The organism is Mycobacterium sp. PS03-16, assembly GCF_004570325.1.
In the GTDB taxonomy this organism is placed as follows: Bacteria; Actinomycetota; Actinomycetes; order Mycobacteriales; family Mycobacteriaceae; genus Mycobacterium.
Genome location: NZ_SPQO01000015.1, coordinates 61,033 through 85,316, shown reverse-complemented (window position 1 = coordinate 85,316; position 24,284 = coordinate 61,033). Strand labels below are relative to the sequence as shown.

The 24,284-nt window shown below is 69.4% G+C and carries 20 protein-coding genes; 5 read left to right on the top strand and 15 right to left on the bottom strand.

The genetic code is table 11. The features are described from left to right. Positions 1-19 precede the first annotated feature (19 nt). Positions 20-937: an endonuclease domain-containing protein gene (locus tag E4P42_RS14740; protein WP_245234028.1), complete on the bottom strand. Its 918-nt coding sequence runs from the start codon at positions 935-937 to the stop codon at positions 20-22. Positions 938-1,128: 191 nt separating this feature from the next. Between E4P42_RS14740 and E4P42_RS14735 the strand changes: the two genes are divergently transcribed. Further along, positions 1,129-2,253, top strand: a complete 1,125-nt coding sequence (locus E4P42_RS14735; RefSeq protein ID WP_135126813.1) for an NDMA-dependent alcohol dehydrogenase — start codon at positions 1,129-1,131, stop codon at positions 2,251-2,253. 1 nt (position 2,254) lies between these two features. On the opposite strand, the gene E4P42_RS14730 is transcribed toward E4P42_RS14735, so the two are convergent. Continuing rightward, entirely contained in the window at positions 2,255-2,707 is a 453-nt protein-coding gene (locus E4P42_RS14730) for a MarR family winged helix-turn-helix transcriptional regulator (protein ID WP_135126812.1), read from the bottom strand. Positions 2,708-2,774: 67 nt separating this feature from the next. On the opposite strand from E4P42_RS14730, the gene E4P42_RS14725 reads away from it, so the two are divergent. Further along, positions 2,775-3,545, top strand: a complete 771-nt coding sequence (locus tag E4P42_RS14725) for a pirin-like bicupin family protein (protein WP_135126811.1) — start codon at positions 2,775-2,777, stop codon at positions 3,543-3,545. Further along, complete coding sequence (locus tag E4P42_RS14720) at positions 3,523-4,836, top strand: sorbosone dehydrogenase family protein (protein WP_135126810.1); 1,314 nt, start codon at positions 3,523-3,525, stop codon at positions 4,834-4,836. The genes E4P42_RS14725 and E4P42_RS14720 overlap by 23 nt, the downstream gene beginning before the upstream one ends. Positions 4,837-4,887: 51 nt before the next feature. Here E4P42_RS14720 and E4P42_RS14715 read toward each other — a convergent pair whose 3' ends face one another. Next, the gene (locus E4P42_RS14715) at positions 4,888-5,178 is read right to left on the bottom strand and encodes a GlsB/YeaQ/YmgE family stress response membrane protein (RefSeq protein ID WP_135126809.1); all 291 of its coding nucleotides are present in this window, start codon (positions 5,176-5,178) and stop codon (positions 4,888-4,890) included. A gap of 221 nt (positions 5,179-5,399) precedes the next feature. On the opposite strand from E4P42_RS14715, the gene E4P42_RS14710 reads away from it, so the two are divergent. Both E4P42_RS14710 and E4P42_RS14705 read left to right on the top strand, forming a co-directional pair. Continuing rightward, the gene (locus tag E4P42_RS14710; RefSeq protein WP_135126855.1) at positions 5,400-6,485 is read left to right on the top strand and encodes a phosphodiester glycosidase family protein; all 1,086 of its coding nucleotides are present in this window, start codon (positions 5,400-5,402) and stop codon (positions 6,483-6,485) included. Between the two features lie 59 nt (positions 6,486-6,544). After that, entirely contained in the window at positions 6,545-8,683 is a 2,139-nt protein-coding gene (locus E4P42_RS14705) for an acyltransferase family protein (protein WP_245234032.1), read from the top strand. Between the two features lie 56 nt (positions 8,684-8,739). Here E4P42_RS14705 and E4P42_RS14700 read toward each other — a convergent pair whose 3' ends face one another. The 12 genes from E4P42_RS14700 to E4P42_RS14645 all read right to left on the bottom strand — a co-directional run bounded on the left by E4P42_RS14700 (position 8,740) and on the right by E4P42_RS14645 (position 24,277). Then, positions 8,740-11,259, bottom strand: coding sequence for a PE-PPE domain-containing protein (locus E4P42_RS14700; protein WP_209305780.1), 2,520 nt, complete (start codon positions 11,257-11,259; stop codon positions 8,740-8,742). A gap of 496 nt (positions 11,260-11,755) precedes the next feature. After that, entirely contained in the window at positions 11,756-14,110 is a 2,355-nt protein-coding gene (locus E4P42_RS14695) for a PE-PPE domain-containing protein (RefSeq protein ID WP_245234027.1), read from the bottom strand. Between the two features lie 347 nt (positions 14,111-14,457). After that, complete coding sequence (locus E4P42_RS14690; RefSeq protein ID WP_135126806.1) at positions 14,458-15,219, bottom strand: fructosamine kinase family protein; 762 nt, start codon at positions 15,217-15,219, stop codon at positions 14,458-14,460. After that, the gene (locus E4P42_RS14685) at positions 15,219-16,058 is read right to left on the bottom strand and encodes an SDR family NAD(P)-dependent oxidoreductase (RefSeq protein ID WP_135126805.1); all 840 of its coding nucleotides are present in this window, start codon (positions 16,056-16,058) and stop codon (positions 15,219-15,221) included. The genes E4P42_RS14690 and E4P42_RS14685 overlap by 1 nt, the downstream gene beginning before the upstream one ends. Before the next feature lie 10 nt (positions 16,059-16,068). Beyond that, positions 16,069-16,758: a YoaK family protein gene (locus E4P42_RS14680; protein WP_135126804.1), complete on the bottom strand. Its 690-nt coding sequence runs from the start codon at positions 16,756-16,758 to the stop codon at positions 16,069-16,071. Positions 16,759-16,773: 15 nt separating this feature from the next. Next, positions 16,774-17,739 carry a mammalian cell entry protein gene (locus E4P42_RS14675; protein WP_135126803.1) on the bottom strand — a complete coding sequence of 322 codons (966 nt, stop codon included), beginning with the start codon at positions 17,737-17,739 and terminating at the stop codon, positions 16,774-16,776. Further along, positions 17,706-18,257: a mammalian cell entry protein gene (locus tag E4P42_RS14670; protein ID WP_135126802.1), complete on the bottom strand. Its 552-nt coding sequence runs from the start codon at positions 18,255-18,257 to the stop codon at positions 17,706-17,708. The genes E4P42_RS14675 and E4P42_RS14670 overlap by 34 nt, the downstream gene beginning before the upstream one ends. Continuing rightward, positions 18,254-19,225 (bottom strand): RDD family protein, encoded by a 972-nt coding sequence (locus E4P42_RS14665; protein ID WP_135126801.1) that lies wholly within the window; start codon positions 19,223-19,225, stop codon positions 18,254-18,256. The genes E4P42_RS14670 and E4P42_RS14665 overlap by 4 nt, the downstream gene beginning before the upstream one ends. Further along, positions 19,222-19,884, bottom strand: coding sequence for a hypothetical protein (locus E4P42_RS14660; RefSeq protein WP_135126800.1), 663 nt, complete (start codon positions 19,882-19,884; stop codon positions 19,222-19,224). The genes E4P42_RS14665 and E4P42_RS14660 overlap by 4 nt, the downstream gene beginning before the upstream one ends. Continuing rightward, the gene (locus E4P42_RS14655; protein WP_135126799.1) at positions 19,854-21,413 is read right to left on the bottom strand and encodes a virulence factor Mce family protein; all 1,560 of its coding nucleotides are present in this window, start codon (positions 21,411-21,413) and stop codon (positions 19,854-19,856) included. Before E4P42_RS14655 ends, E4P42_RS14660 begins: the two co-directional genes overlap by 31 nt. A 3-nt stretch (positions 21,414-21,416) precedes the next feature. Then, a complete protein-coding gene (locus tag E4P42_RS14650) occupies positions 21,417-22,577 on the bottom strand; it encodes a virulence factor Mce family protein (protein WP_135126854.1) in 1,161 nt (386 codons plus the stop codon). Positions 22,578-22,609: 32 nt separating this feature from the next. Then, positions 22,610-24,277 (bottom strand): virulence factor Mce family protein, encoded by a 1,668-nt coding sequence (locus E4P42_RS14645; protein ID WP_135126798.1) that lies wholly within the window; start codon positions 24,275-24,277, stop codon positions 22,610-22,612. Between the last annotated feature and the right edge of the window lie 7 nt (positions 24,278-24,284).

The window sequence follows — 24,284 nt, the reverse complement described above, 5'->3', positions numbered from 1 at the left end:
CGAGAGGCCGAGATCAGGGTTATGCCCCGCGTTCGAGTGATAAGCGTGCGTCAAGTCTGACCTCGGCCCAGTGCGGCCAGCCCGCCGCGCGCATGGCGTCGCGCGTGCGACGCAGCGCGACCACTCGGCGGTATCGCATGATGTCGCGACTGACGCGGATGATGACCCATCCTTGAGCCGCCAGCTCTGCCAAACGGTCGATGTCCCGGGCGTGCTGGCCCGGGTCGTCCCAATGTTGCGGACCGTCGTATTCGACGCCGACCTGGTGCTCGCGATAACCCATGTCGATGCGGCCGACGAATGCGCCGTACGCGTCGACCACGACGATCTGTGTCTCCGGCCGCGGGAAGCCGGCAGCGATCAGCATCAACCGCACCGCGGTCTCCGGCGGGGATTCGGCCCCGCCGTCCATGAGGTCGAGCGCCCGACGTAGCGCCACGATCCCGCGCGCACCACGATGCCGTTCGAGCAGCGGATCGACATCCTCGCGCGTCAGCCCGGTCGCGTTGGCCAAGGCATCGATGCGCTGGACGGCGGCGGTGAGTGTGCCCCGTCGGCGGCCCAGGTCGAAAGCGGTGCGTGCGGCGGTCGTGGCGGGAATCCCCATGCGCTCACAAACCTCGTCCTCGGGGAGACGGTCGCGGTGGATGAGAACGCCCGGAGCCGCATCGCCGATCCGGATCAGTTCGGCGGGTTCGCACGCGTCGATCCACCGGGACCCGTGCAACGCCGACGCCGACAATCCCGCGGCGGTCGCGTTGCGGCGGGCCCACAGATACGCCGCCTTGGCACGCGTCACCGCGGTGAGTTCCTGTCCCGCCGGCACGTAGACGTTGCGGTACACCGCCCGGTACCGGCGGCCCAGCTGACGGCGGGTCACCGCACCGGCTGCCAGCGCCTCGGTGCCGAGGAACGGGCCCATGATTGTGGTTGTCATGGCCACACGGTGGCGGCGAGGGCCGACAATTCGCGCCGACTTCAGGGTTATGACACGCATTGCTGTGGATAAGCGTGCTGGAACCTTATTCCGGCGGCACGGGTGGTCACTCGACGGGTCAAAGTCGTCATCGGCGCAGGTGACCGGGTGCGCGAGACACAGAACTGCAACGTGTTCTATGATCGCGGACCATGAAGACGAAGGGCGCCCTGCTGTGGGAGCTGAACTCGCCGTTCCGCGTCGATGAGATCGAGGTCGGCGACCCGATCGACGACGAGGTGCAGATCCGGATGCATGCCTCGGGCATGTGCCACTCCGACTACCACCTGACCACCGGGGCCACACCCATCGGCCTGCCCGCACTCGGCGGTCACGAGGGCGCCGGGGTCGTCACCAAGGTCGGCCGCAACGTGACCGGCATCGAGGAGGGCGACCACGTCCTGCTGGCGTTCATCCCGGCCTGCGGGGAGTGCCAGCCGTGCCTGCGGGGTTACCGCTCGCTGTGCGACCGGGGCGCGCTGTTGCTCGGCGGCAAGGCCATCGCCGACGGCACCTCCCGCGTGCGCGCCGGCTCCCACGAGGTCACGCCGATGAACCTGCTGGGCACGTTCGCGCCGTACATGACCGTGCACAAGGACTCGGTCGTCAAGATCGACCACGATGTCCCGTTCGAGACCGCCGCCATCATGGGGTGTGCGGTGCCGACCGGCTTCGGGTCGGCGACCAACGTGGCCGAGGTGCAGCCCGGCGAGACCGTCGTGATCGTCGGCGTCGGCGGCATCGGCCTGTCCGCCCTGCAGGGTGCGGTGATCGCCGGCGCCCGCAACGTCGTCGCGATCGACCCCGTCGAGTTCAAGCGCGATCAGGCGGTCAAGTTCGGCGCCACCCACGTCTTCACCTCGATGGCCGAGGCCATCAACCCCGTCCTCGAGCTCACCCACGGCTTCATGGCCGAGAAGACGATCATCGCCGTCGGCGAGATGCGCGGCGAGTACATCGAAGAGGCGATGACGCTGACCGCCAAGACCGGCACCTGCGTCGTCACCGGCATGGGCTCGATGATGGACTTCGACGTCAAGCTCAACCTGTTCCTGTTCACGATGTTGCAGAAGACGTTGAAGGGCAACATCTTCGGCGGCGGCAGCAGCCATGTGGAGACCCCGCGGCTGATCGGCCTGTACAAGTCCGGGCTGCTCAAGGTCGACGAGATGGTGACCAACACCTACCGCCTCGAGGACATCAATCAGGGTTACCAGGACATGCTCGACGGCAAGAACATCCGCGGCGTCATCACGTTCGACGAATCCGACTGGTAGCTCACGCCTCGGCGCGCAGCCGTTCCCGCACGGTGTCGATCACGTCGGCGAACACCGTGCGGGCGGCGTCGGGCACCCCGTCGAACATGGCCCGACGCACCAGCGCCGCATGCCCGGGTGCTGCGGTGCGCAACGCCTCCCGGCCGGCATCGGTGATTGCGACGACGGCGCCGCGGCGGTCCTCGTGCACGCCCTCGCGCGTCACCAGCCCGCGCTCGCGCATCCGCCGCACCTGGTGCGACAGCCGGCTCTGCTCCCACCCCAGGTCGTCGCCGAGCTGGTTCATCCGGCGCGGTCCGTGCTCGGACAGCGCGACCAGCACCTCGTAGTCGCTCAGCGAGAGCCCGCAGTCCCGCTGCAGCTGCCGGTTCATCGCGGTCTGCAACTCCGCCACCATCGCGAGGTAGCCACGCCACACCCGCTGTTCCTCCGTCGACAGCCACATGGAATACATGACACATCATCGAAGTTGTCGTGTCCAGGTCGGCCACCTAGGCTGGCCACGACCAAGGGGTGAAGACATGACAGCATCGACGGCCGAACGCATCGACATCCGCCGCGCCGACGACCGCGCGAAGACGCGGATCTCCTGGCTGGACTCCAAGCACTCCTTCTCCTTCGCCGACCACTACGACCCGGCCAACACCCACCACGGCCTGCTGCTGGTCAACAACGACGACATCGTCAGGCCGGGTAAGGGATTCGACACCCACCCGCACCGCGACATGGAGATCGTCACCTGGGTGCTGCGCGGATCGCTCGTCCACCAGGACTCCACCGGCCACTCGGGCGTCATCTACCCCGGACTCGCGCAACGCATGTCGGCCGGCCGCGGCATCCTGCACTCGGAGAAGAACGACTCATGGACGCTGACCGGCGGCGAAACCCACAGCGAGCCTGTGCATTTCGTGCAGATGTGGGTGGTTCCTGACGAATCCGGTGTCACGCCCGGCTACCAGCAGCTCGAGATCGACGACGAACTGCTGCGCGGGAACCTCGTGACGATCGCGTCGGGTATGCCCGAGCACCGCGGTGAGACCGCCATCACCATCCGCAACCGCTATGCGGCGCTGCACGGCGCGCGGCTGCAGCCCGGACAGAGCATCGAGCTGCCCCAGGCGCCGTATCTGCATCTGTTCGTACCGCGCGGCGAAGTGTCCCTGGAGGGCGCCGGCGTGCTGCACGAAGGCGACGCCGTGCGCTTCACCGCCTCCGGCGGCCAGCGCGTCACCGCCGCCGAACCATCGGAGATCCTGGTCTGGGAGATGCATGCGAATCTGGCTGCGGCCTGAGCGACTCGGCGCCTGTCTGCTGTGTGCGGCGGCGCTGGCGGGATGTTCATCGGAAGCCTCACCGCCATCACGGGAACAGGGGTCGGCGTCGGCCCCGGCGACCTCGGCCGGAGAGGCCGCCCCAGCCGAGTTGAGCCCTGTGACCGTCGAGGTGCCCGAGGACCTCGGGGCCGCCCCATTCGACGAGCCGCGCCAGGCGCTGGTGCCGCAGGGCTGGACCATGGCGGTGTGGGCCAGAATCCCGGAGGCGCGGCTGGCCCGGTGGACACCGGACGGCGCGCTGCTGGTGTCTGTGCCGCGGACCGGTCAGGTGATCAAGCTGACCCCGAACGGCGCCGGCCCGCAGCCCACCCAGTTGCTGAGCGGGCTGACCCAACCGCACGGGATGGCCTTCGCCGGCCAGACGCTCTACGTCGCCGAAAGCGACGAGGTGGTCGCCTACGACTACGTCAACGGCGAGGCGACCAACCGCCGCGTGGTGGCCGGCGGACTGCCCGACGCAGAGAGCCCCGACCTCAAAGGCGCGTACGCACACGCGTTGAAAAGCGTCGCGGTGGGACCCGATGGGGCGGTGTACTTCTCGATCGGATCGACCGGCAACATCTCCGCCGGGGACCGGGACGCCACCCCGCCGCGCGCGACCATCATGCGCGTCCCGCCGGGCGGCGGGCCCGCCGAGCCGTTCGCCACCGGGGTCCGCAACGGCACCGGCCTGGCGGTCGCGCCGGACGGCTCGGTGTGGACGGCGGTCAACGGTCGCGACAATGTGCTCACCCCGCGGACCGGGCAGGTCGATCCCGACTACGTCGACGACCATCCGCCCGAGCAGCTCGCCAGGCTGACGCCGGGCCGTGAACTGGGCTGGCCATACTGCAATATCGACGGCGGACCCGGGGATGTGCCGTTCATCCGCGACGTGCAGACCAACGCCGACGGCTCGAAGATGGACTGCGCGGCACTGCCGCCCGTGGAGCAGAGTTTCGGTGCCCATTCGGCGCCGTTGGGGCTGAGCTTCGTCGACGGAGCGCTGCCCGAACCGTACGCGCGGGGCGCCCTGGTGGGGATCCACGGCTCGTGGAACCGGCAGCCGCCGCGGGCGCCGGAGGTGTCGTTCTATCCGTGGCGCGACGGCGGGCTGGGCGATCAGCAGACACTGGTCGGGGGCTTCCAGGCCGAGGATGGTTCCCGGTGGGGCCGCCCGGTCGACGCGGTCGCCGGCCCCGACGGCGCGGTCTACATCACCGACGACGACGCGGACGCGGTGTACCGGCTGGCTCCACCCGGCCGCTGACAGACGAGGGGCCCGGGGCGTGCGCCCCGGGCCCACTCGTAGCGCTCGGTGTCAGCGAACAGCCGTGCCGGGACGCGACCCCCGCTTGCCGGTCACGCCGACGTAGATCGCGATGAGCACGATCGCGACGATGATGCCGACGAGGAACGGGATGATCTGGAACCCGCCGTTGGAGTTGCTGTAGCCCACCTGGTACGTCAGCCAGCTGCCGATGAACGATCCGAGGGCGCCGAGCACGATCGTCATGATGACGCCGATGTTCTGCTTGCCCGGCATGATGAGCCGCGCCAACGCGCCGACGATCAAGCCGACGATCAGCGCGCCGAGGATGGTACCGATCATTTCCTGCTCCTTCGTGGATGGGGCGCGCACGCCCGAGCTACTACCCGCGGAGCGGGCATGCCGACCGGTTACCCAGCAGCGCCGCGATTAACCCGTCACTGATTCGAAAGATTTTTCTCACGGAGACCGGCCCGACGCCGAGCCGAGACAGCGCTGTTACCAAAGTTGACAGAGTGACTGATGTGCCCATCAATGGTGGGTAGGTGACCAGTGACGAAGGGATGGGCGTGCCCGCGCCAGCAAAGGTGACGCAGCGCATCGTGGCGGTTGCGGCCGTGTACGCGATGTGCGCGGTGCTGAGCACTCTCGGCGCATCGCAGGCCCGTGCCGAGGACGCCAGGGCGCTGCTGCTCGGCGCGATCGCCAACACCAAGGGCTCGTACCTCGTCTACAACTTCGGCGGCCAGTTCGCCGCACCGTTCCGCGCGGCCGACGGGCGCGAGTACACGTTGGACAACGGCGGACACCTGATGACCATCAAGAACGCGTCGGCGCGCCTGACGCCGCGTCTGCTCGTCGACACCCATCAGGGTTATCAGGCGCGCTGCGAACGGGATCCGCGCGCCCGTACGCGCGAGGGCCTGCGGCAGGCGTCGGAGACGTTCACCCCCCTCCAGGCGTGGCAGGTGCTGGGTCAGCCGACCATCGCGGTGAACGCGAACTTCTTCGACGTCCGCGGTCAGCAGGGCGGCTCCTGGCGCGACACCGGGTGCAGTTCACCGCTGGGCGCCTACGTGGACAACACCCGCGGGCTGGGCCGGGCCAACGCCGCGGTCACCGGGACCCTCGCCTACGCAGGCAAGCAGGCTCTGTCCGGCGGCGACGAGACCTGGACCGCGCTGGCGACGATGATCATCCCGGTCACGGGCGCGCCGTATGTCGTGATGCCCGACGGGCCGCAGGACTACGACGCCGCCTCACCGGAGATTCAGCGGTTGATGGATGGCGGAACGCGGTTCGTCGCGGTGGCCGGGTTGGGCCTGCTCGGTCCGGGCAACACCGGACAGCTCAACGACCCCGGCCCGAGCGCGGCACGCACCGCGATCGGGTACAGCAGTGCCGCCGACCAGTTGTACGTGTTCCAGGGCGGCAACTACACCCCCGACAACATGCAGGATCTGTTCCGCGGCCTGGGCGCCGACCATGCCATCCTGCTCGACGGCGGCGGCTCGTCGGCGATCGTGCTTCGTCGCGACACCGGCGGGATGTGGAGCGGTGCGGGATCGCCGCGCGGCAACTGCGATACCCGCCAGGTGCTGTGCAACTCCCGGGAGCGCGCGCTGCCCAGCTGGCTCGCGTTCGGCTAGGGCGTCAATACCGGGTTCACGCGCTCGACCGTGGGACCATTGTGCTTCACGTGACTGAAGTGACGAAGTCTCCCTCACCGGTCCGGCGCGGCCCGTCCGCGGCGGCGCGCCGTGGCGCATTCCGCACCGACATCGAGGGTCTGCGCGCGGTGGCGGTACTGGCCGTCGTGCTCTACCACGCCGGTATGCCGGGTGTCGGGGGCGGATTCGTCGGTGTCGACGTGTTCTTCGTCGTCTCCGGATTCCTGATCACCGGGCTGCTGTGGCGCGAGGTGGCGTCCCGCGGCGGCGTCCGACTCGGCGCCTTCTACGCCGCGCGGGCCCGCCGGTTGCTGCCCGCCGCCGCGCTGGTGCTGACCGTCACCGCCGTCGGCGCTGCGCTGCTGCTGCCACCGCTGCAGGCCCGCAGCGTGCTCGGCGACGCGATTGCCGGCGCGCTGTACGCCGGCAACGTCCGCTTCGCGATCCAGGGCACCGATTACCTATCCGTCACCGAACCCTCACCCCTGCAGCACTATTGGTCGCTCGGCGTGGAAGAGCAGTTCTATCTGGTGTGGCCGGCGCTGATCATCGCGACGGCGTGGGTGCTGCGTCGCCGGTTCGGTGCGCCGGTGGCCCGGTCACCGCTGCCCTACGCGGCCGTGCTGGCCGCGGTGGCCGCGGCCTCGTTCGCGGTGTCGGTGTCGTGGACAGATCAGTGGCCGTCGTGGGCGTTCTTCTCGTTGCCGTCGCGGGCATGGGAGCTCGCGGCCGGGGGGCTGCTGGCGCTCAGCGTCGCGTGGTGGCGGCGGCTGCCACCGGTGGCGGCCGCACTCGTCGGCTGGTGCGGCCTCGCACTGATCGTGGTGGCGTGCACGCGGATCGGCCCCGCCACACCGTTCCCCGGCACCGCCGCACTGCTACCGGTCGCCGGTACCGTGCTGGTGATCGTGGCCGGCTGCGCGACGCCGAATCTCGGTGCGGGACGGCTGCTGTCGAAGCGGGCGTTCCGGGCGATCGGACGGGTGTCCTACTCGTGGTATCTGTGGCACTGGCCGGTGCTCATCCTCGCCCCGACGCTGCTGGGTGCGCAGCCGGGGTTGGCCAGCCGCCTGGCGCTGGTGGCCATCTCACTCGGACTGGCCATCCTGACACTGCATCTGGTGGAGAATCCCGCGCGGTTCGCCGACGCCCTGCGGGGATCGACCGTCCGCAGCCTCGCGGCCGGCGGCGTCGCGACCGCGATGGCGGTGTGCTCGGCGATCGTGCTGCTCGCGCTGCGTCCCGTCCCGGTCGGCGACGCCCCCTCGCCGCTGCCCGCGGCGTTGACCGCCCCGGCCGTCCCCACGGCCGGTGCCCCGTCGCCCGCCGGGCCTGCCACTCCCGTGCCGGTGACCGCCCGCACCCAGGTGCAGGCAGCGGTGGCGGCTTCGGCCGAGATGCGTGCGGTGCCGGCCGATCTGTCGCCGCCACTGGGCGCGGTGCCCAAACCGGAGGTGTTCGTCAACGGGTGCGTCCTGAGCTGGCGCGACGTCGACCAGCCCGACTGCGTGTCGGGCGACAGCGCGGCCGGCGCCGGTGTGGCGCTGGTCGGCGACTCCCATGCCGCGATGTGGCAACCCGCCCTCGAATCGGTCGCGGCGCAGCGCGGCTGGCGGTTGACCACGATGAGCAAGGTGACCTGCCCGCTGATGGACCTGCCGATCACGAGCCCGTACCTGGGCAGGACGTACAGCGAATGCGTGCAGTGGCGCGGTGACGTGCTGGCGCGGCTGGACGCGGAACGGCCCCAACGGATCGTGGTCGACATGTCCCGCCGCTACGGCGCCGACTTCGGCTTCGCCACCTACGATTCGGCGTGGCTCGACGGGCTGGGCCGGCTGGTGTCGCGGCTGCGGTCCACCGGCGCGGACGTGCTGGTGCTCGGGCCGGTGCCGGATCCGCAGTCGACGGTGCCGTCATGCGTATCGGACCACATGGACGATGTCGTGGCCTGTTCACCCGACCGGGGAATCGCGCTGCACGCCAACGGAATCGCCGCCGAGGCGGCCGCGGTGCATGGAGCCGGTGGCCGCTACGCCGACCTGGGCGAGCTGTTCTGCACGGCGCAGCGCTGCCCTGTGATCGTCGGCGGCCTCCTGGTCTACCGCGACGACAACCACATCACCGGGGAGTACGCGCAGTGGCTGACCCCGGCGATGGCCGAGATCCTCGGCTAGCCGAAAAGCCGACAGCCCCGGAGTATTGCACTCCGGGGCTGCCGCGCACGGTGCGACTACTGCGCGTCGGTGCCGTCCGACGCGTCGCTGCCGGACGCGTTGTCGGACGCCTTATCCGCGGCGTCGTTGTTGTCGGCGTCGTCGGTGGCGCTGCCGTTGTCGGACGCGTCTGCCTCGCGGTCCCGGTCGACGGCGTTGCGGATGTTCTCCCCCACCTGCTCGCCGGCGCGCTGCAGGTTGTCACCGGCCTTCCTGATCGAGTCGCGGAGCACCGAACGCCTCTCGGCGGCGGATTCGCGGGCGTCGCGGACCGCCGAATCGACCTGTCCGGCGACCTGTCCGGCGTCGTCTCGCGCCTCGGCGAGCTCGCGTCCCGTCGCCCGCTGCACGGCGGCCAACTGCTCCTGGGTGACCTGCGGCTGGTCGGGCACGCGGGCGTCGACGGCGCCGAGCCCGGCCGAGACGACATCGCCGGCATCCCGACTGACCGTCTTCAGTACGCCGCCCGCCGTGACCAGCGTGTTCTCGAGCGCGGCGTCCTGCTCGGGCGTGAGGTTCAGCGCGAGGTTCTTGACGAGTTGATCCTTGGTGCGGATCAGCACGTCCGACAGCTCGTCGCCGAAGCCTGCGCCCAACGCGGCGACCAGGTCACCGGGCACCAGGGCCCACTGCTCGCGCGTGAGGGTCGGCGTACCGAAGAGCGCGTTCTCGCCGAACTGGTCGAGGGTGCGGACGTAGGTGCCGTCCTCCTGGCGCACGACGTCGGTGTAGCCGAGATTCACCAGGATCTTCATCGCGGGTTCGAGGGCGTCGGCCAGCGCGGCGTTGGCATAGGCATCACCGAGAGCCAGTCCCGCGGCCTGAGACGGCATCCGCAGCGGTGCCAGCAGCGGAAGCTCCTCGACCGGCAGCGTGTAGTAGATCGTGCCGTCGGGCCCGATGTAGCCGCCGTCGCCGAGATTCTGGAAGTCCGTGCCGGTGAGCAGGTTGGTCAGCAGCACCGCCGACGCGACAGAGTTGGCCCACGCGAAGGGATTCGCCGTGGCCGGCGCATCCGACAGCAGGTCGTACTGCCAGCCCACGTCGGCCTTGAGGGTCACGACGATCGGCTTGCCGTCGACGGAGTCGATGACGGCCTGGATGTTGCCCAGCTCGTCCATCGTGATGCCGTCAGCATTCCCGGTGAGCAGCTTGGTGATCAGCTCAGGGTCCACGCCCTCGGGAAGGACGTCCTGCCGATCCGGGCTGATCGGGTTCACGCCGGTGAGCTCCTCGTACAACGGGGCGAACCGCGCGTAGAGGCCACCGTTGGCGCGGCCCGGATTGCGTGCGAGCACGAGGGACAGCACGGTCAGGTCGACCACGCCGCCGTCCTGGACGCTCTCCCAGCCGACCTGCGGGGCGTCGGGGAATTCGAGATCACCGGGCAGCGGGATCTCCAGCGGATTGTTGGTGGTGTCGGTCTGGTGTACCTGAATCACACCGTCGCCGAACGTGATTCGGATCTTGCGCGGCCCGGTCTCCGGGTCGCCGATGACGAAGGCGTCGTAACCCTCGTGGGTCTCACCACGCACGCTGTCCAGGTACGCCTGATACGCCTGCCCGGCGGCGATCGCTCCGTCGCCGTAGGCGATCAGGTTGACGTTGGTCAGGTAGGCCGTCCAGTTCAGCACGGGCGCAAGCGCACTCAGGTCGCCGTTCTGCACGGCCTGCGCGAGGTAGGCCAGCTGCCCGGCGGTCGGCAGGTCCGCGACGTCCTCGGGGGACGCGACCCACTGACCCGACGTGGTCGTGGACCAGAAGCCGTCCTCGGTCCAGCCGTACTCCGGGATCTCTTCGCTGAACTCGACGGTCTTCGGAATGTTCGCCACGGCGGCGAGGGCGGCCGCCAGAGCCAGCCTGGTCGCCTCGGCCCGGGCTGCCGCCGGAGCCTGCGCGTCGGCGATCCGCTTGGCCTCAGCGGCTGCGTCGACCGCGGCCTTCGCCTGGCACAGCCTCGCCGTCCACCCGCTGCAACCGCGGGACAGGCGCGCGTAGGCCGAGTCGTAGGCGGCCGCCGAGATCTGCGCGTATGCCACGCCGTAAGCGACGTCGTAGTTGTATGCGAGGTCGTACGCAGCGTCGTAGGCCGGCTGGTACAGCGGGTTGGGACCCGTGTAGCTGACGGTGTGGGAACCGGTCTGCCCCCACTCGCCCGGGGTGTAGTACTGCTCCTGGTTGGGGTCAGTGGGATCGAGCGGGTTCACCGGGGTGTACCACTTGACGAAGGTCGGTCGCAGGTCGACCGGCCCCAGGCCCCAGGCGATCAGCGGGTCGGTGTCCTTGGCGCCCACGATCGCGTTGTTGATCGCCACCGGATCGGACGGAAGGGTCGAGCCCTCGCCGATCGGCAACCACTCGGGGAAGCCGATGAAGTACGTCTCGCTGTTCGCGGCATTGGCCAGCGCCGGGGTCAGCCCCATGGCGAGGGCGGTGGCCGAGATCGCGCCCATCATGCCCAGGCGCTTCACTTTCGAGCGCTCCATCCGTCGGCGCATCGCCCGGCGGCCTTCCGGCTTGTTCACTCCCCGTCGCATCCCCCACAGCCCTTTCTCAGTTTCTTCTCAGCGTGTGCCCCGGCGAGGTTAGCAGCGCGAAACGATTAGCTGAACCGGGCGATAGGGTCGGTCTTTGCGCTATCAACTATTGCGGTGACAACCGCCACGGATTCCGCTATCCAGACAGCGAAGCATCCGTGCAACCTTGAGGAACCGCCTCTGAGCTGGCAATAACGCGGGTTATCCAGTCGGCGAATGCACGAACGTCAAGGACGTTATCGTGTGGTCGAACCACCGATGCTCGCCCGTGTCGTTCCACCTGCGAAGATCGGCTGATCTTCGCCACGGCGCAGCAATGCTGCGCTGTGTCGGTCCGCCGAAATGCGCACGACGCGCCGTCCACGGCCTTCTTCCTGAGAACGTTCGCCGGTCAACGACGCCGCGCGCGAAGCGGGCACCGACCCTGCGGATCACGCGGCGCGAAATTTGTGTCCGACATCACTTCGGCGCGCTGCTGCGACGAAGCGCCGGCGCCTCAGGCGGCGGGAGCGCTAGATCCGCTCGGGTCGCTGTCGGCGGCGCCGGTGTCGGCGGAGTCGGCGTCGCCGGCGCCCTCGCCGTCGGCACCTCCGTCGGCATCCTCACCGTCGTCGTCCGCGTCTTGCGCGGCGTCCGTTGCGGCGTCGTCCGCAGCGGGAACGTCGTCGATGCCCTCGTCGTCGTCCGTGGCATCGTCGTCGACGGGTTCGGCGGCGTCTGAATCCTCGGCGGCGTCTGAGTCCTCGGCGCCGTCGTCGGCACCCTCTTCGGCGGAGTCTGCGCCGGCGGATACCGCGTCCTCGACGTCCCCGACCGGTTCGGGCGCTGTCTGTGCATCGTCGAGCGACGTCTCGCTGCCCTCGTCCACCGTGGCGGCGCCGGCGTCTTCGACGGTCAGCGACACCCGCTGCGCGCGCTCGTCGGGCACGCTGCCGGCGGTGGCCAAGGTGGAAGCGCCGGCCCGGACAAGACCGCCGAGCAGGTCGTCGACCGCGTCACGAATCTGGTTCACGACGCCGTCGAGTCCGGCGCCACCGATACCGCCCGGCAGGCCGCCGTCGAGACCGAGCAGGTTCAGCAGCGTGGCCAGCGCGTTCTTGACGGGGCCGTCCCGGTTCACCAACCCGTCCTCGAAGGCCTGCCGGACGCCCGCGCCGAACGCACCGATGATGTCGCCCGGAACGTTGAGCCAGTTGATGTCCGGGAACGAGCCGAACGGCGTCGGGACACTCGTGTCGTCGAACGTCCGCACGTACTCCCAGTAGTCGCCCTCGTCGTTCCACTGCCGTTCCACGTCGGTGTAGCCGAGGTTGACCAGGCTGGTCAGCGCCGGCGCGAGCGCCGTGGCGATCGGGTTGTTGAGGTTGGCGCCGGTGAGCAGGTTGATCGCGTCGAAGATCAGGTATGTCGGCTCGAGCAGCGGCAGGGTGTCCGTGGGCAGCGTCGCGTACAGATTCAGCGCGAGCGGGACGTCGTCGTCGAGGAGGCCGGCCGTGATCTCGGCGAGTTGCGGCGCCAACTGTTCGGTGACCGACTCGGCGGTCAAAGCGGTGTCCAACCCCCGCAAGGTGTAGGTCGGCAGCGCCGCGGCGACCAGGCTGTTCACCAGCGAGAACGGGTTCGGCCAGGCCGCGAAATCCGAGAGCGGGTCGTACTGCACCGTCGCGTCGATCTTGACCGGGATCAGCGTCGCCCCACCCAGGTACAGGTTGGTCAGAGGGATCTCGAGGCCACCGCTGTTGCTCACCTGGGTGTCGGGGGTGACGGTGTCGATGCCGAACAACCCGGCCAGCGGGTACAGGCGGGCGAACAGCCCGCCGTTGGCCCGTCCGGGGTTGCGGTACAACAGCATCGGCAGCACCGTGATGCTCCCGAGCAGCGGCGCGGCCTCCTCGCCGTCGTAGTCGACCCCGCCGGGCTGGCTGGCGAGCCGGTCGAGGATGTCCTGGTACGCCATGCCGGCGGCGAAGGCACCGACCCCTTCACCGACCACCACGGGCACACGCACCTTGAGCGCATCGGGGATGTCGTCGAGGCTGCCGAGATCCAGCAGATCGAGCACCTGGTTGAGGATCCCCGGAATCGAGACGATTCCCGTGTCCGCCAGTTCGAGGAGTCCATCCAGCCCGACTCCGAGGTACTCGGTGCCCTCCACCTCGTCGGCGACCGAATTCGGCAGCGTCGGCGTCCATCCGAGGTCCGTGCCGAGCACCTTCAGCAAGGTGAACAGGTGACCGGACGTGACGACGTTGAGGCCGAGCTGGCCCCCGACCTCGGTGAGATTGAACGGGTCACTCAGGTCGAGGCCCACGACCTCGAGAAGCCCGGCGATGGTGTTGAGACCGGCCTCGTTGATGCCCTGACTCAACAGGGCGGTCAGCAGATTCCCGAGCAGCGGGATCTGCTCGAACAACGGGAGCTGATCCAGCACGGTGGCCAGCGGCAGGGCCAGCCCGCCGAGCAGATCGACGAAGATCGGGTCGGTGAGCAGGGCCAGCGGCAGGTTGCCGAGCACCGTTTCGAGGATGCTCTCGGGATCGACACCCGCCGCACGCGCGAGAGCGGCCAGGTTGACGTTGTCGAAGATCGTGCGGAAGACGAAGTCGGCGAACTGGTTCTTGACGTCGTAGGCCGCGCCACCCGCCCCGAAGGTGATGTCGGGAATGGCCGCCGGCGGCGGAAAGAGCCGGAAGTCCGCGGCCAGGTCGACGGCATCCGCGCGCTCGACCGCCGCCGCCGTCGCGGTGGGGGCCGGTCCGGCTCCGACGGTCAGCGCGGTCGCGGTGACCGTCGCCGCACCGAGAACAGCAATCTTCTTGGAACGCCGCTTCGCACCCCGGTGCTTGGCCATGTGACCAGGTCCTCCCGACCGACTTTTCCGACAGATCCCAGGCACCGTAACATCTCTTAGGTCGCCGAACATCCGATTGCTGATAAGTCCGTCAATATCGCTCGACGCAAGAGAACTCCACCCTCAGCCGCGGTGTTCACCGGGGAAGCGTGCTGTTCACCGCCTGTACTTTCTCGAGCAACTAAATCGTCATGCGGTCGAGTCAGTTGCCGCGGGCGGTTGCTCTGACACGTGCGCCGGAATCGGCGCAGCACCCGATATTTGTGCCATAACAACTACTTCCATGATCATGGCACGCGGGCGGGCAATCCGCCGATGACGCTGGCCAGCAACGCCGTCGCAGACGATCAGCCCAGCGCCGATGCCGCCGCCGTCTCGGTCTGCGACGTGTACGCCGCGCCGAACAGCGCCACGTGGGCGAGCAACGGATACAACTGGTGCAGTCCCACCCGCGTCTGCCACCCCGCACGCAACGGGTGCACCGATTCGTACCCGGCCAGCACGTCGTCGAGGTACGGACACCCGAACAACGCGAGCATCGCCAGATCGGTCTCCCGGTGGCCGCCGTGCGCGGCGGGGTCGATCAGCACCACACCGTCCGGCGTCCACATCACGTTGCCGCTCCACAGGTCGCCGTGCAGGCGCGCAGGCTCGTCCTCATCGTCGAAAGCGCCCGCCCGGCAGAGGGTTTCGACCTCGCGCACGGCGGTGCGGCCGCGCGGAGTCAACCGCGGCCCGGCCCGTTCGGCCATCGGCGCAAGACGCTCGTCGGCGTAGAACTCACCCCATCGCTCATGCGCGGTCAACGACATCGGCAGCGGATGTTGCAGCGGCCCGAAGAAGCCGTCTCCGTCCCACCCGTCGGGCGCCGCACCGAAGGCCTCGGCCCCGGCGTCGTGGGTCACCGCGAGGCCCGCGCCGAACGCCGTGGCGGCACGCCGCGTCGGCGCGGCCGACTCGAGGCGCTCCAAGGTCAATGAGGCTGCGCTACAGGCGATCACGGGGGCGCACGGAACACCGCCCGCCGCTGCGAGCCATCGCAGACCGGCCGCCTCGCAGGCGAAGAACCCGTGCGGCGCAGCCGGGTTGTGCTTGACGAACTCTGCCATCACATCCGGCGCGGGATGCGGGCGAGTCCGGCCATGACCCGGTCGCGGACCGCCGTCGGCAGATTCGTCATCAACGCCAACTGCACCTTGGGGCCGACTCCCACCACGTACCGTGCCCGCGGCCGTCGGGCGGTCAATGCCTCCTCGACGACGGCGACCACCTTCGCGGCGGGGACGGCCATCCGCCGGGCCGCCGGCACGAACGACTTCATCCCCGCGATGTGTCGCGCGTAGCGTTCCCGCTGCTCCGGTGACATCGCGGCCTCGGCCGCCAGCACCATGTCGTCGGCGCGCCGCCACATATCGGTGTCGGTCTGCGCGGGCTCCACCAGCACCACCGGAATACCCCACGGACGCACCTCGACCCGCAGCGCGTCGGCCACCGCCTCCAGCGCGAACTTCGACGCGCAGTACGGACCGAGCAGGGGCATGGAGATCTGCCCGTTGAGGCTGGAGATGAACACGATCCGGCCGCGCGCGTCCCGCAGTTTCGGCAGCACCGCCTGGGTCACCGCGATCTGTCCGAACACGTTGACGTCGAACTGCATCCGCCAGTCATCCACGTCGACGGCCTCGACGGCGCCTGCCACGACGATGCCCGCGTTGTTCACGACCGCGTCCAGCCGGTCGGGCAGTGTGGTGGCGAGGGCGGCGACGTCGGCGGCGTCCGTGACGTCCAGCGACACCGCCGTGATGCGGTCCGGGTGCAGCGCGCAGACGTCGGCGCCGTCGCGATCGCTGCGCACACCGGCGTAGACCGTCCAGCCCCGACCGGCGAGATGTCCGGCCAGTGCCAAGCCGATACCGCGGGACGCGCCGGTCACCAGAACGGTTGGCATACCGCCGACCTTAGCCGCCCGCCGGTGCCGCGCCGGGCCCGAATCGGAAGATCAGGGCGGCCGCGGTCACAACCACCGCGGCCAGCGCGATCACCGGCGCCACCGTCACCCGCGTCAACGTGGCCCCCACCACCGCGCCCGCGCACATCGTCGCCACGACGCCGTAGCGCAGCTTCTCCCGCTGCCCGGTCCCACCGGCGAGCCTGCTGTCGAAGCCGATGCCGACGATCGTCTGGGTCAGCACGGTGGTGCTCAGCTCCTGAATCCCGAATTGGCGCGCCGTGGTGTTCTGCACCCCGAACACCACGGCCAGACCCGCGATCAGGAACAGCTTGGTGTCGTCGTGATAGTCGAGCACCCCGGTGCCCGCGAGAATCGACAACGCCACCAGCGTCACGACCTCGACGCTGAATGCGACGGTCAGCCACCGCCGCACCCGGGAGTCGAGGTGGCGGGCCAGCCGCCCGCCCATCACCGTGCCCGCCACGAAGCTGACGAACGCGACCAACGCCGCGGTCAGGTCCACCCCCGAGTGCGGAACGAACCAGAAGCCGAGGAAGATCACATTGCCGGTCATGTTCGCGACGAACACGTGGCCCAGCACCAGCACGCTGATCGCGTCGACCAGTCCGGTCGCGAACGTCAACAGCAGGAGTGCGACGACGGTCAGCCGGTCCGACACCGGCGATTGCACGGGCATGTCGACGCGCCCGCGTCACACCTGCGGGGTGAGGTCCAGACTGGTGATCGAGTTCATCCCGGTGATCAGCCAGTCCCCGCCGTCGCGTTCCAGCGTCAGCCGATACGACAGGTAGCGCAGCGACGGCACGTTCTTGGTCACCGGGCTCATCGACACCGAGTTGGTGTAGACGATCGCGGTGGCCTCCGACGGTGACAGCGATTCGACCGCCGTGCCCATCACCTGAGTCGTATTCGTCACCTGTGCCTGCTGATTCGTCGACACGATCGCGTCGATGTAGCGGCGGTACTCGCTGGCGAACTCCCCGGACAGGTACCGCGACGAGCGGTCGGGCAGCGCCGCCATGTCGTCGGGCGTGTAACTCCACAACGTCGTGATGGCGTCGGCCGCCGTCCGGGCGATCTCGAGCTTGGTGTCGACCGCCGCCCGGTCGGAGAGGTAGGGCTGCACCATCGCCCCGGCGAACGCGCCTGCCGCGACGAACAACACCGACGCCGCTGCGGCCACCGTCAGCAGGCGCCGGCCCGCCGGCCGGTGCGGCACCAGGATCGGTTCGGGCTCCGGTTCGACCTCGGTATCCGAGTCCGGGTCGGCGGCGGCGGCGGCTTCAGCGTCGTCCACATCGGCGTCGGAGTCGGATGCCGCGACCGGCTCCTCGCCGACCGGCTCCCCGCCGACGGGCTTCTCGCCGACCGGCTCGTCGGCGACCGGCTCCTCGGCGACCGCATTCTCCCGCGAGGCCGGCTCCTCCGACGCGTCGGTGGTGACCTCCGTCTTCCCGGCGCGGCGCGCCTTGCCCGTCGGCATCCGGCGGACCGGTTCGCCCGCGGGCGACTCCGCCTCGCTCTCGACGACCGCCTCCGGCTCCGGCGCAGCGGCTTTGGCGCGACGCCACGGCAGCCGCCACCCGCGGCGGGCGGGCTCGGATGGAGCGGTAGCCGGGGTGGTCAGATCACCTGAATCAGCTGGCTGATCTTCCACTGCTGTCCTTCCTGAGTCGCCGTCGCCACCCAGCGGTTGCCGCTCTCGATGGTCGTCTTGCCGTCCGGGGTCTTCGACGTGGTGGTGGTCGCCACCAGGACGTCGGCGCTGCCGTTGTCGTTCCAGCGCTGCACGCCGGCCTCCACCACCTCACCCGTGGAGGGCTCCGCTCGCGCCACCTGGATCACGATCTCGTTCATCTTCTCTTTGAACATCTTCGCGAACTCGCCGGTGCCCTCGGCGAGGATCCGGTCGGCATAGGCGTTGGCATTGAACGGATCCAGCGAGGTGTAGGCCGTCATGAAGCCCCGCACGTAGTCCAGCGCGGCGGCGGTACGGACCTCGGCGCGCCGGTCGGTCTCGTAGGACACCAGCATCAGCGTGCTGGCCGTCACCACCGCGGCGAGCAACACCCCTGCCAGCGCGGCCACCAGCGGCAGACCCCACCGCCGCGGCGGCTTCGGTTCGACCGCGAAGTAGTCGCGCTCGTCGGCGTCGACGCGGCGGCGCGGGCTCACTGCGGCACCCCCTGCATCGCCGGCGCCTTGAGCACTCGGAGCTGATTCACCCGCCACTCGTCGCCGACCTTGTCGAACTCCACCCGCACCGTCGCGGTGATGAACTTCAGGTCATCGACGTTGGCGCCGCGCTGGCCCTGCATCGCGAGCAGCATCGCCGCCTTGTCCTGCGTCGCGGACAGCACCGCGCTGCTGACGGCCCAGTACTCGTTGGTGGTCGCGCCGCTCTCGCGGACCGCATTCTGCTGAGCCACCAGCTCCGGCCGGTAGGCCTCGGTGGTCAACGACTGTGCCCGCTGGAAGTCCTCGTCGACCGTGTCCGCGCCATAGCTCAGCATCTGCTCGACGATCCGCGGACCCTGTTCGGCGATCTGTGCCTGCGCGCGGTCCAGGGCCTGTTCCTGGCGGTACACCACCAGATAGGCCAATCCCGCCGCGACCGCCGCGACGACCACCGCCGCCACCATCCACTTGGCGGTGTAGCGCCGCATCTCGCGCTCCGGGCGGGGCACGGCGCGGACCTCGGTGCGCGCCAGCAGATCGGCGAACGTGCGGCGCCGACGGTCCCAGAGCGGCCACAGCCAGCCGACGAACAGCGCTGCCGTGTCGAGCAGGTGGGCGAGGTCGCGCAGCAGCAGGCGCCCGAGACCGGCGGCGGACCCGTCGCGTCGGACCACCCGGATCCCGCACAGCGCGCGCCCCAGCGACCAGCCCGTCATCGTCGGGAGCAGCCACCGGTTCGCGGCCATCGCCACCAGCACCACGGCCGTCGCCACCACGAACAGCCACCACAGCCAGCCCAGCTGCGGCCCGGCCAGCAGCCACGGCGCCAGCGTCGCGACCACACCTGCGCCGACGAAGACGTCGACCGCGAGCGCGCCGGCCCGCACGTGCCAGCGCGCAGGCGGGTCAACGGGTGCGGCGTCGACGGCGGCCGCGTCGGGGGTGGCGTCGAGGACCGCGGTCACGACGTCACCTGGTCGAGCTCGGCGACCTTGTAGGTCCCGTCCTCCGGCGCCATCTGCACCCGCAGCCGGTAGCCCTGCTCCTGGTCGGCGGCCTCGGAGTTGGTCACCTTGACCCGGACGGCCACGAGCACGTCGATCGACCCGTCGGGGTTGTGCTTCTCGACGGCGGCCCGCATGTCGGCGACCTGGACCTGCACGTTCGCCGCCCGATAGGCATCGACGAGCAGCCCGCCGTACAGGCCGGCCTGCACGCCGAAGTCACCGGTCGAGCACTCCAGGATCTTGGCCTGGCTGGCGCTCATCGCCGCCGCATCCGGAGCGTGGGTGGCCGCGACGCACTCACGCGCGGCCTCCACCGCCACCGCCTCATTGGCCGCCAGCGCGACGCTCTCCTGATGGGAGCGCATTGCGAAGTAACCGCCGACCGCCGCACCGGCGGTGAGCAGCACCAGTAGCGCGCACACCGCGGTGAGCCAGCCGCGGCCCAGCCGCGTCGGGCGTCGCCCGTCATCGGCACGTGGGGCGATGAGTTCGGTCTCGGAGGGATTCTCGGTTGCGGATTCGGTTGTGTCGTCTGGGGATACTGCTACCGATTGGTCCGGCGTTTCGTCAGCATCGGGTTGGGGGTTCAGCCGGCTGGTGCCAGCATCTCCTTCCATCCGTTCTCTCCTGGGTCGCTCGAGTTGCTGACGTTGTACTTCACGCCGTCAGGTCCGACCACCTCGCCGTTGGCTGGGCTGTACACCGCGGTGCCGGGTGGTCCTGGTGCCGGAGTGTAGATGCACGGGTTGGGTTGTTGTCCACTGCACTCGACGCGGCCCTGTCCGGGCGGGCTCAGCGGATCGCTGATCGGCGCCGGTGGCGGGGGCAGCTGGTCGGCGGGCAGCGGGTTCATCCCATTGTTCACCGACGGCGCCGGGATGACGCCGTTGCGGCCCGGATGCACCGGCTGGTTGCAGCGGGCACCGGCGGCCGGGCAGTCCCGGATCTGGTTCGGGTCGCCGTACCACGGGTTGGTGCCCAGCGGCACGTACGGCTCGTCGCTGCGGCACTCCCGCGGCGTCGCCGCGCGCTTGCCCGGCACGTCGGCGCACGGGTAGTTACGGGCGCCACGCACGACGTTGGCCTGGAACTCCTTCGGGATCTTGCAGTACGTGCCCGACGGCAGTTCCGCCATGCTGGTGTCGGCAGGCGACCGCCACTCCGAGGCCGGCAGGAAGCCGGTCAGACACGGCGGTGGCTGGTTGATCGACAGACCGAAGTGCAGCAGACCCTCACCCTCGAAGATCGTGCCCGCCTGGGCCACCGCCGCGCCCTGCGGCAGCACCACCAGCGCCTGCTCGAGGCCCTTGTTGTAGCGCTTGAGCATGTCGATCACCACCGACAGGTTGGCCAGCGTCTGCGGCAGCGAATCGCGGACCCCGCCGAACACCGACTCCAACTGCTGGGCGGTCGGCGCGGCCTGCTGCAGCCCGCTGCGCAGCGCGGCGTCCTGCTCGGCGGACTGCGCCGCCAGGATGTTCAGGTTGCGCGCCCACTGCTCGATGTTGTCGCCGGAGGTCACCTGGCTCTCCAGGATCGGCGCCGAGTTCGCGATGATGTCGTTGACCGGCTCCAGGTTGTCCCGGAAGTCCTGCGCGATGTTCGTCGTCGAATCGACCAGCCGCTGCAGCGACGGGCCGAGCCCGCCGACGGCCAGTGACGTCTCGGTCAGCAGCGAGTCGATCTTCTCCTTCGGCAGCACCTCGAGGCCCTCGTTGGCCGCGTCGAGCGCCGGACCGACCTCGCTGGGCACGGTGCTCTTGGTGATGGTCTGCCCGTCCGAGAAGTACTGGCCCGGGGCACCGGTCGACACCAGGTCGAGGTACTGCTCACCGATCGCCGACACCGAGTGCACATTGGCGCTGGCATCCACCGGGATCCGGTACTGGTTGCTGATCGACATCGTCGCCTTGGCGCCGCGTTCGGTCGGTTCGACCGCGGTGACCTTACCGATCGTGGTGCCGCGGTAGGTGACGTTCGCGGTCGAGTACAGCCCGCCGGAGCGGGGCAGTTCGGCGTGCAGCGTGTACTGCCCGATGCCCATCAGGCTGGGCACCCGCAGGTAGTACCAGCCCAACGCGACCAGCGCGATCACCGTCAGCACCGTGAAGATGACCAGCTGGATCTTGATGAAGCGAGTCAGCACCGCTCACTCACCCCTTTCGACCAGCGGTCCGTTCGGCGAGCTGTGCGCGTTCGGGGTGAAGCGCACGTCCGGGATCATCGTGTTCGGATCGCGGCCCCAGGCCTGTTCGAGCGCCCGCAGCATGCCCGACACACCGGTGCCGGTCAGAATGCCGTTGTCGACCGCGGACAGCGTCAGGTCGACCATCAGCGACACGTTGATGTAGTCGCCGCGCACCACCTTCGGCACGTTCTCGATGCTGAACGGCGCGGTCAGCATCAGCTTCAGCGCCCCGATCAGGTACGGCGACGAGCGGGCCAGCTGCTTGAGCGGACGCTGCAGGTTCTGCAGGTTCGTGTTCAGCGGATCGCTGGCCTGACCCAGGTAGGTGTCGGCCGCGGCACTGATGCGGCCCACCGCCTGCACGGCGTCGGCGAACAGATCGCGGGTCTCGGCGAAATGCTCGATCAGCGGCGGGAACTCGGTGAGCACCCGGTCGAGGGTGTCGTTGCGGCTCGCCACGATGCCCAGCAGCCGGTTGGTCGAGTCGATCGCCCGGGTGATCTCACCGCGCTGCTGGTTGAGCTCGTCGGTGAACACGTCGAGCTGGTTGAGGAACTCGCGGATCTGATCGGCCCGGCCGGTCAGCAGGTTGTTGACCTCGGTCTGGATCACCTCGAGGTTCGGGATGCCGCCACCGCGCAGAATCGTCGCGATGCTGGCGAGCACGCGCTCGGTGGTCGGGAACGCCGAGGCGTTCTGCAGCGGGATGGTGTCCCCGTTGCGCAGCGGGTCGTCGGACGGGTCCGGCGGGGCCTCCAGCTCGACGTGTTGGGAACCCAGCAGGCTGGTCTGGCCGATCTTGGCGAGCGCGTTCGACGGCAGCTTGACGCTGTTCGACACGTCGAGGGTGAGCGTGGCGACCCAGTTCTTGAGCTCGATCGCCCGCACGGTGCCGACGAACACGTCGGCCACCCGGACCCGGCTGTTCACGTTGAGCGCCAGCGTGTCCGGCATCTGCACGTAGATCCGCATGCTGTCGGCCCCCGTACCGGGACCGCCGGGCAGCGGGACGTTCGCAATGCCCTTCCAGTTGCCACACGAGGTCAGCACCACGGCGGCGACGGCCAGCGCGACCGTCCGCCGGGCGATCTTCGAGAAGCCCAGCGCGACGCCGCGGCCCATGCCCACCTTCTGTTCTCTTCGCGTACGGGTCATCACGGTGCTCCCGCCTCGGCGGGCAGCAGTCCCGGCGGAGCCGGCGCGGGACCGGCCGGCGCCGGCGGGGCCGGAGCCGCGCCGGGTGGCGGCGGAGCCGGACCCGACAGCGGGGAGCCGCCCGGATCGCCGAGTACCACGCCCGGCGCGGGCGCCGGCGGCGGCGCCGGCTGCGGATACCACGGCGGCGGCAACGGGTTCTGGTTGTCGTAGGCGTTCGGCGGGCCCGGCAGCTTCCCGTTGGGCTGCACACCGAAGGCCGGCGGAGCCGCCCGCGGTGCGGGATCCGGCCCGCCCAGCAGCGCGGCCAGCGAGTCCGGGGTCAGCATGTTCGCGGTGAACGGCTGCACGTCGACGCCCTGCATACCGGGCGCGACGACCCAGCCCGGCTCGTGGTTGCCGTGGGAGAACAACGTGTCGCGGGAGAAGATGCCCGGCACGGTCGTGTCCTTGTACCCGGGCGGCGGCCGCAGCCGGTCCTCTGAGTAGGCGATCATCTTGGGCAGTGTCATGGCCGTGCTGATCTGGTTGAGGCCGAACGGCGGGAAGTTGAACTTCAGCGCGTCCAGGATCGGCGCCAGGTACTGCGCGCACAGCTCGGCCGACTCCTGATAGCCCAGCCGGCTGCCGGCCTGGATCGCACTGCAGATGAACTGCATCGGGTTGGCCATGTTGTTGATGACCGGCAGACCGACGATGCCGCCCGCGACCGGGGAGCTGATGTTGACGATGTTGGCGCCCAGGTTCGGGAACACGTGCAGACCCGTCTCGAGACCGTCGAGCGGTTCGGGCTGCAGGATCGCGTTGGTGACCTCGGCCAGGTTGTTGATGTCCGTGGTGAGGACTTCGCTGTTCTCGTCGAGGAAGCCGCGCGTGGTGGTGAGCAGCTGGTCGAGATCCTGCAGCGCGGTGGCCAGCTCGCGGTCGGTGTTGGTGAACGAGTTGGTGAACTGCGCCAGATCCTGGTTGAGCGCGACGAACTGCTGATCGCTGCGGTAGAGCGCGTTGACGAACAGCGCCAGGCTCTTCACCACGCTGAAGAAGTCACCGCGGCCCTCGTTGAGCGTGGTCAACGCCTCCGAGAGGCTGTTGAGCGTGGTGTTGATCTGCTGACCCTTACCGGCCAGGCCGTCGGCGAACGATTCGATGACGTCGCCGAATGGCCCCTTGGGCTGCTCCTCGGTGGGCCCCAGGTCGGTCAGGATGCGGTTGATCGAGTCGCGCAGCTCGTCGTACTCCACCGGTACCTGGGTGCGCTCGAGCGGGATGACGGCGTCGTCCTCCATGACCGGACCGCCGGTGTAGGGCGGGGCCAGCTGGATGGTGCGCGACGCGACCAGGCTCGGGTTGAGGATCGACGCGGTGGCATCGGCCGGGACCTTGTACTTGTTCTCGTAGCTGAAGGTCACCTTCATCTTGTCGCCGGCCGGCTCGATCGAGTCGATCGTGCCGACGCGCACGCCCATGATCTGCACCTTGTCGCCGGGATACAGCGCCAGCGTGTCGGTGAAGTAGGCGACGACGGTGTTGGTGGTCAGCCGCTTGTACAGCTGCCAGCCCACGAGTGCGGCCACCAGCGCCAGCACCACGACCAGCGTGCCGATGATCACCGAAGCGCGCGACATCGCCGGCAGCTTCAGGTTTCGCACGTTGAAGATGGTCGACATCGGTCAG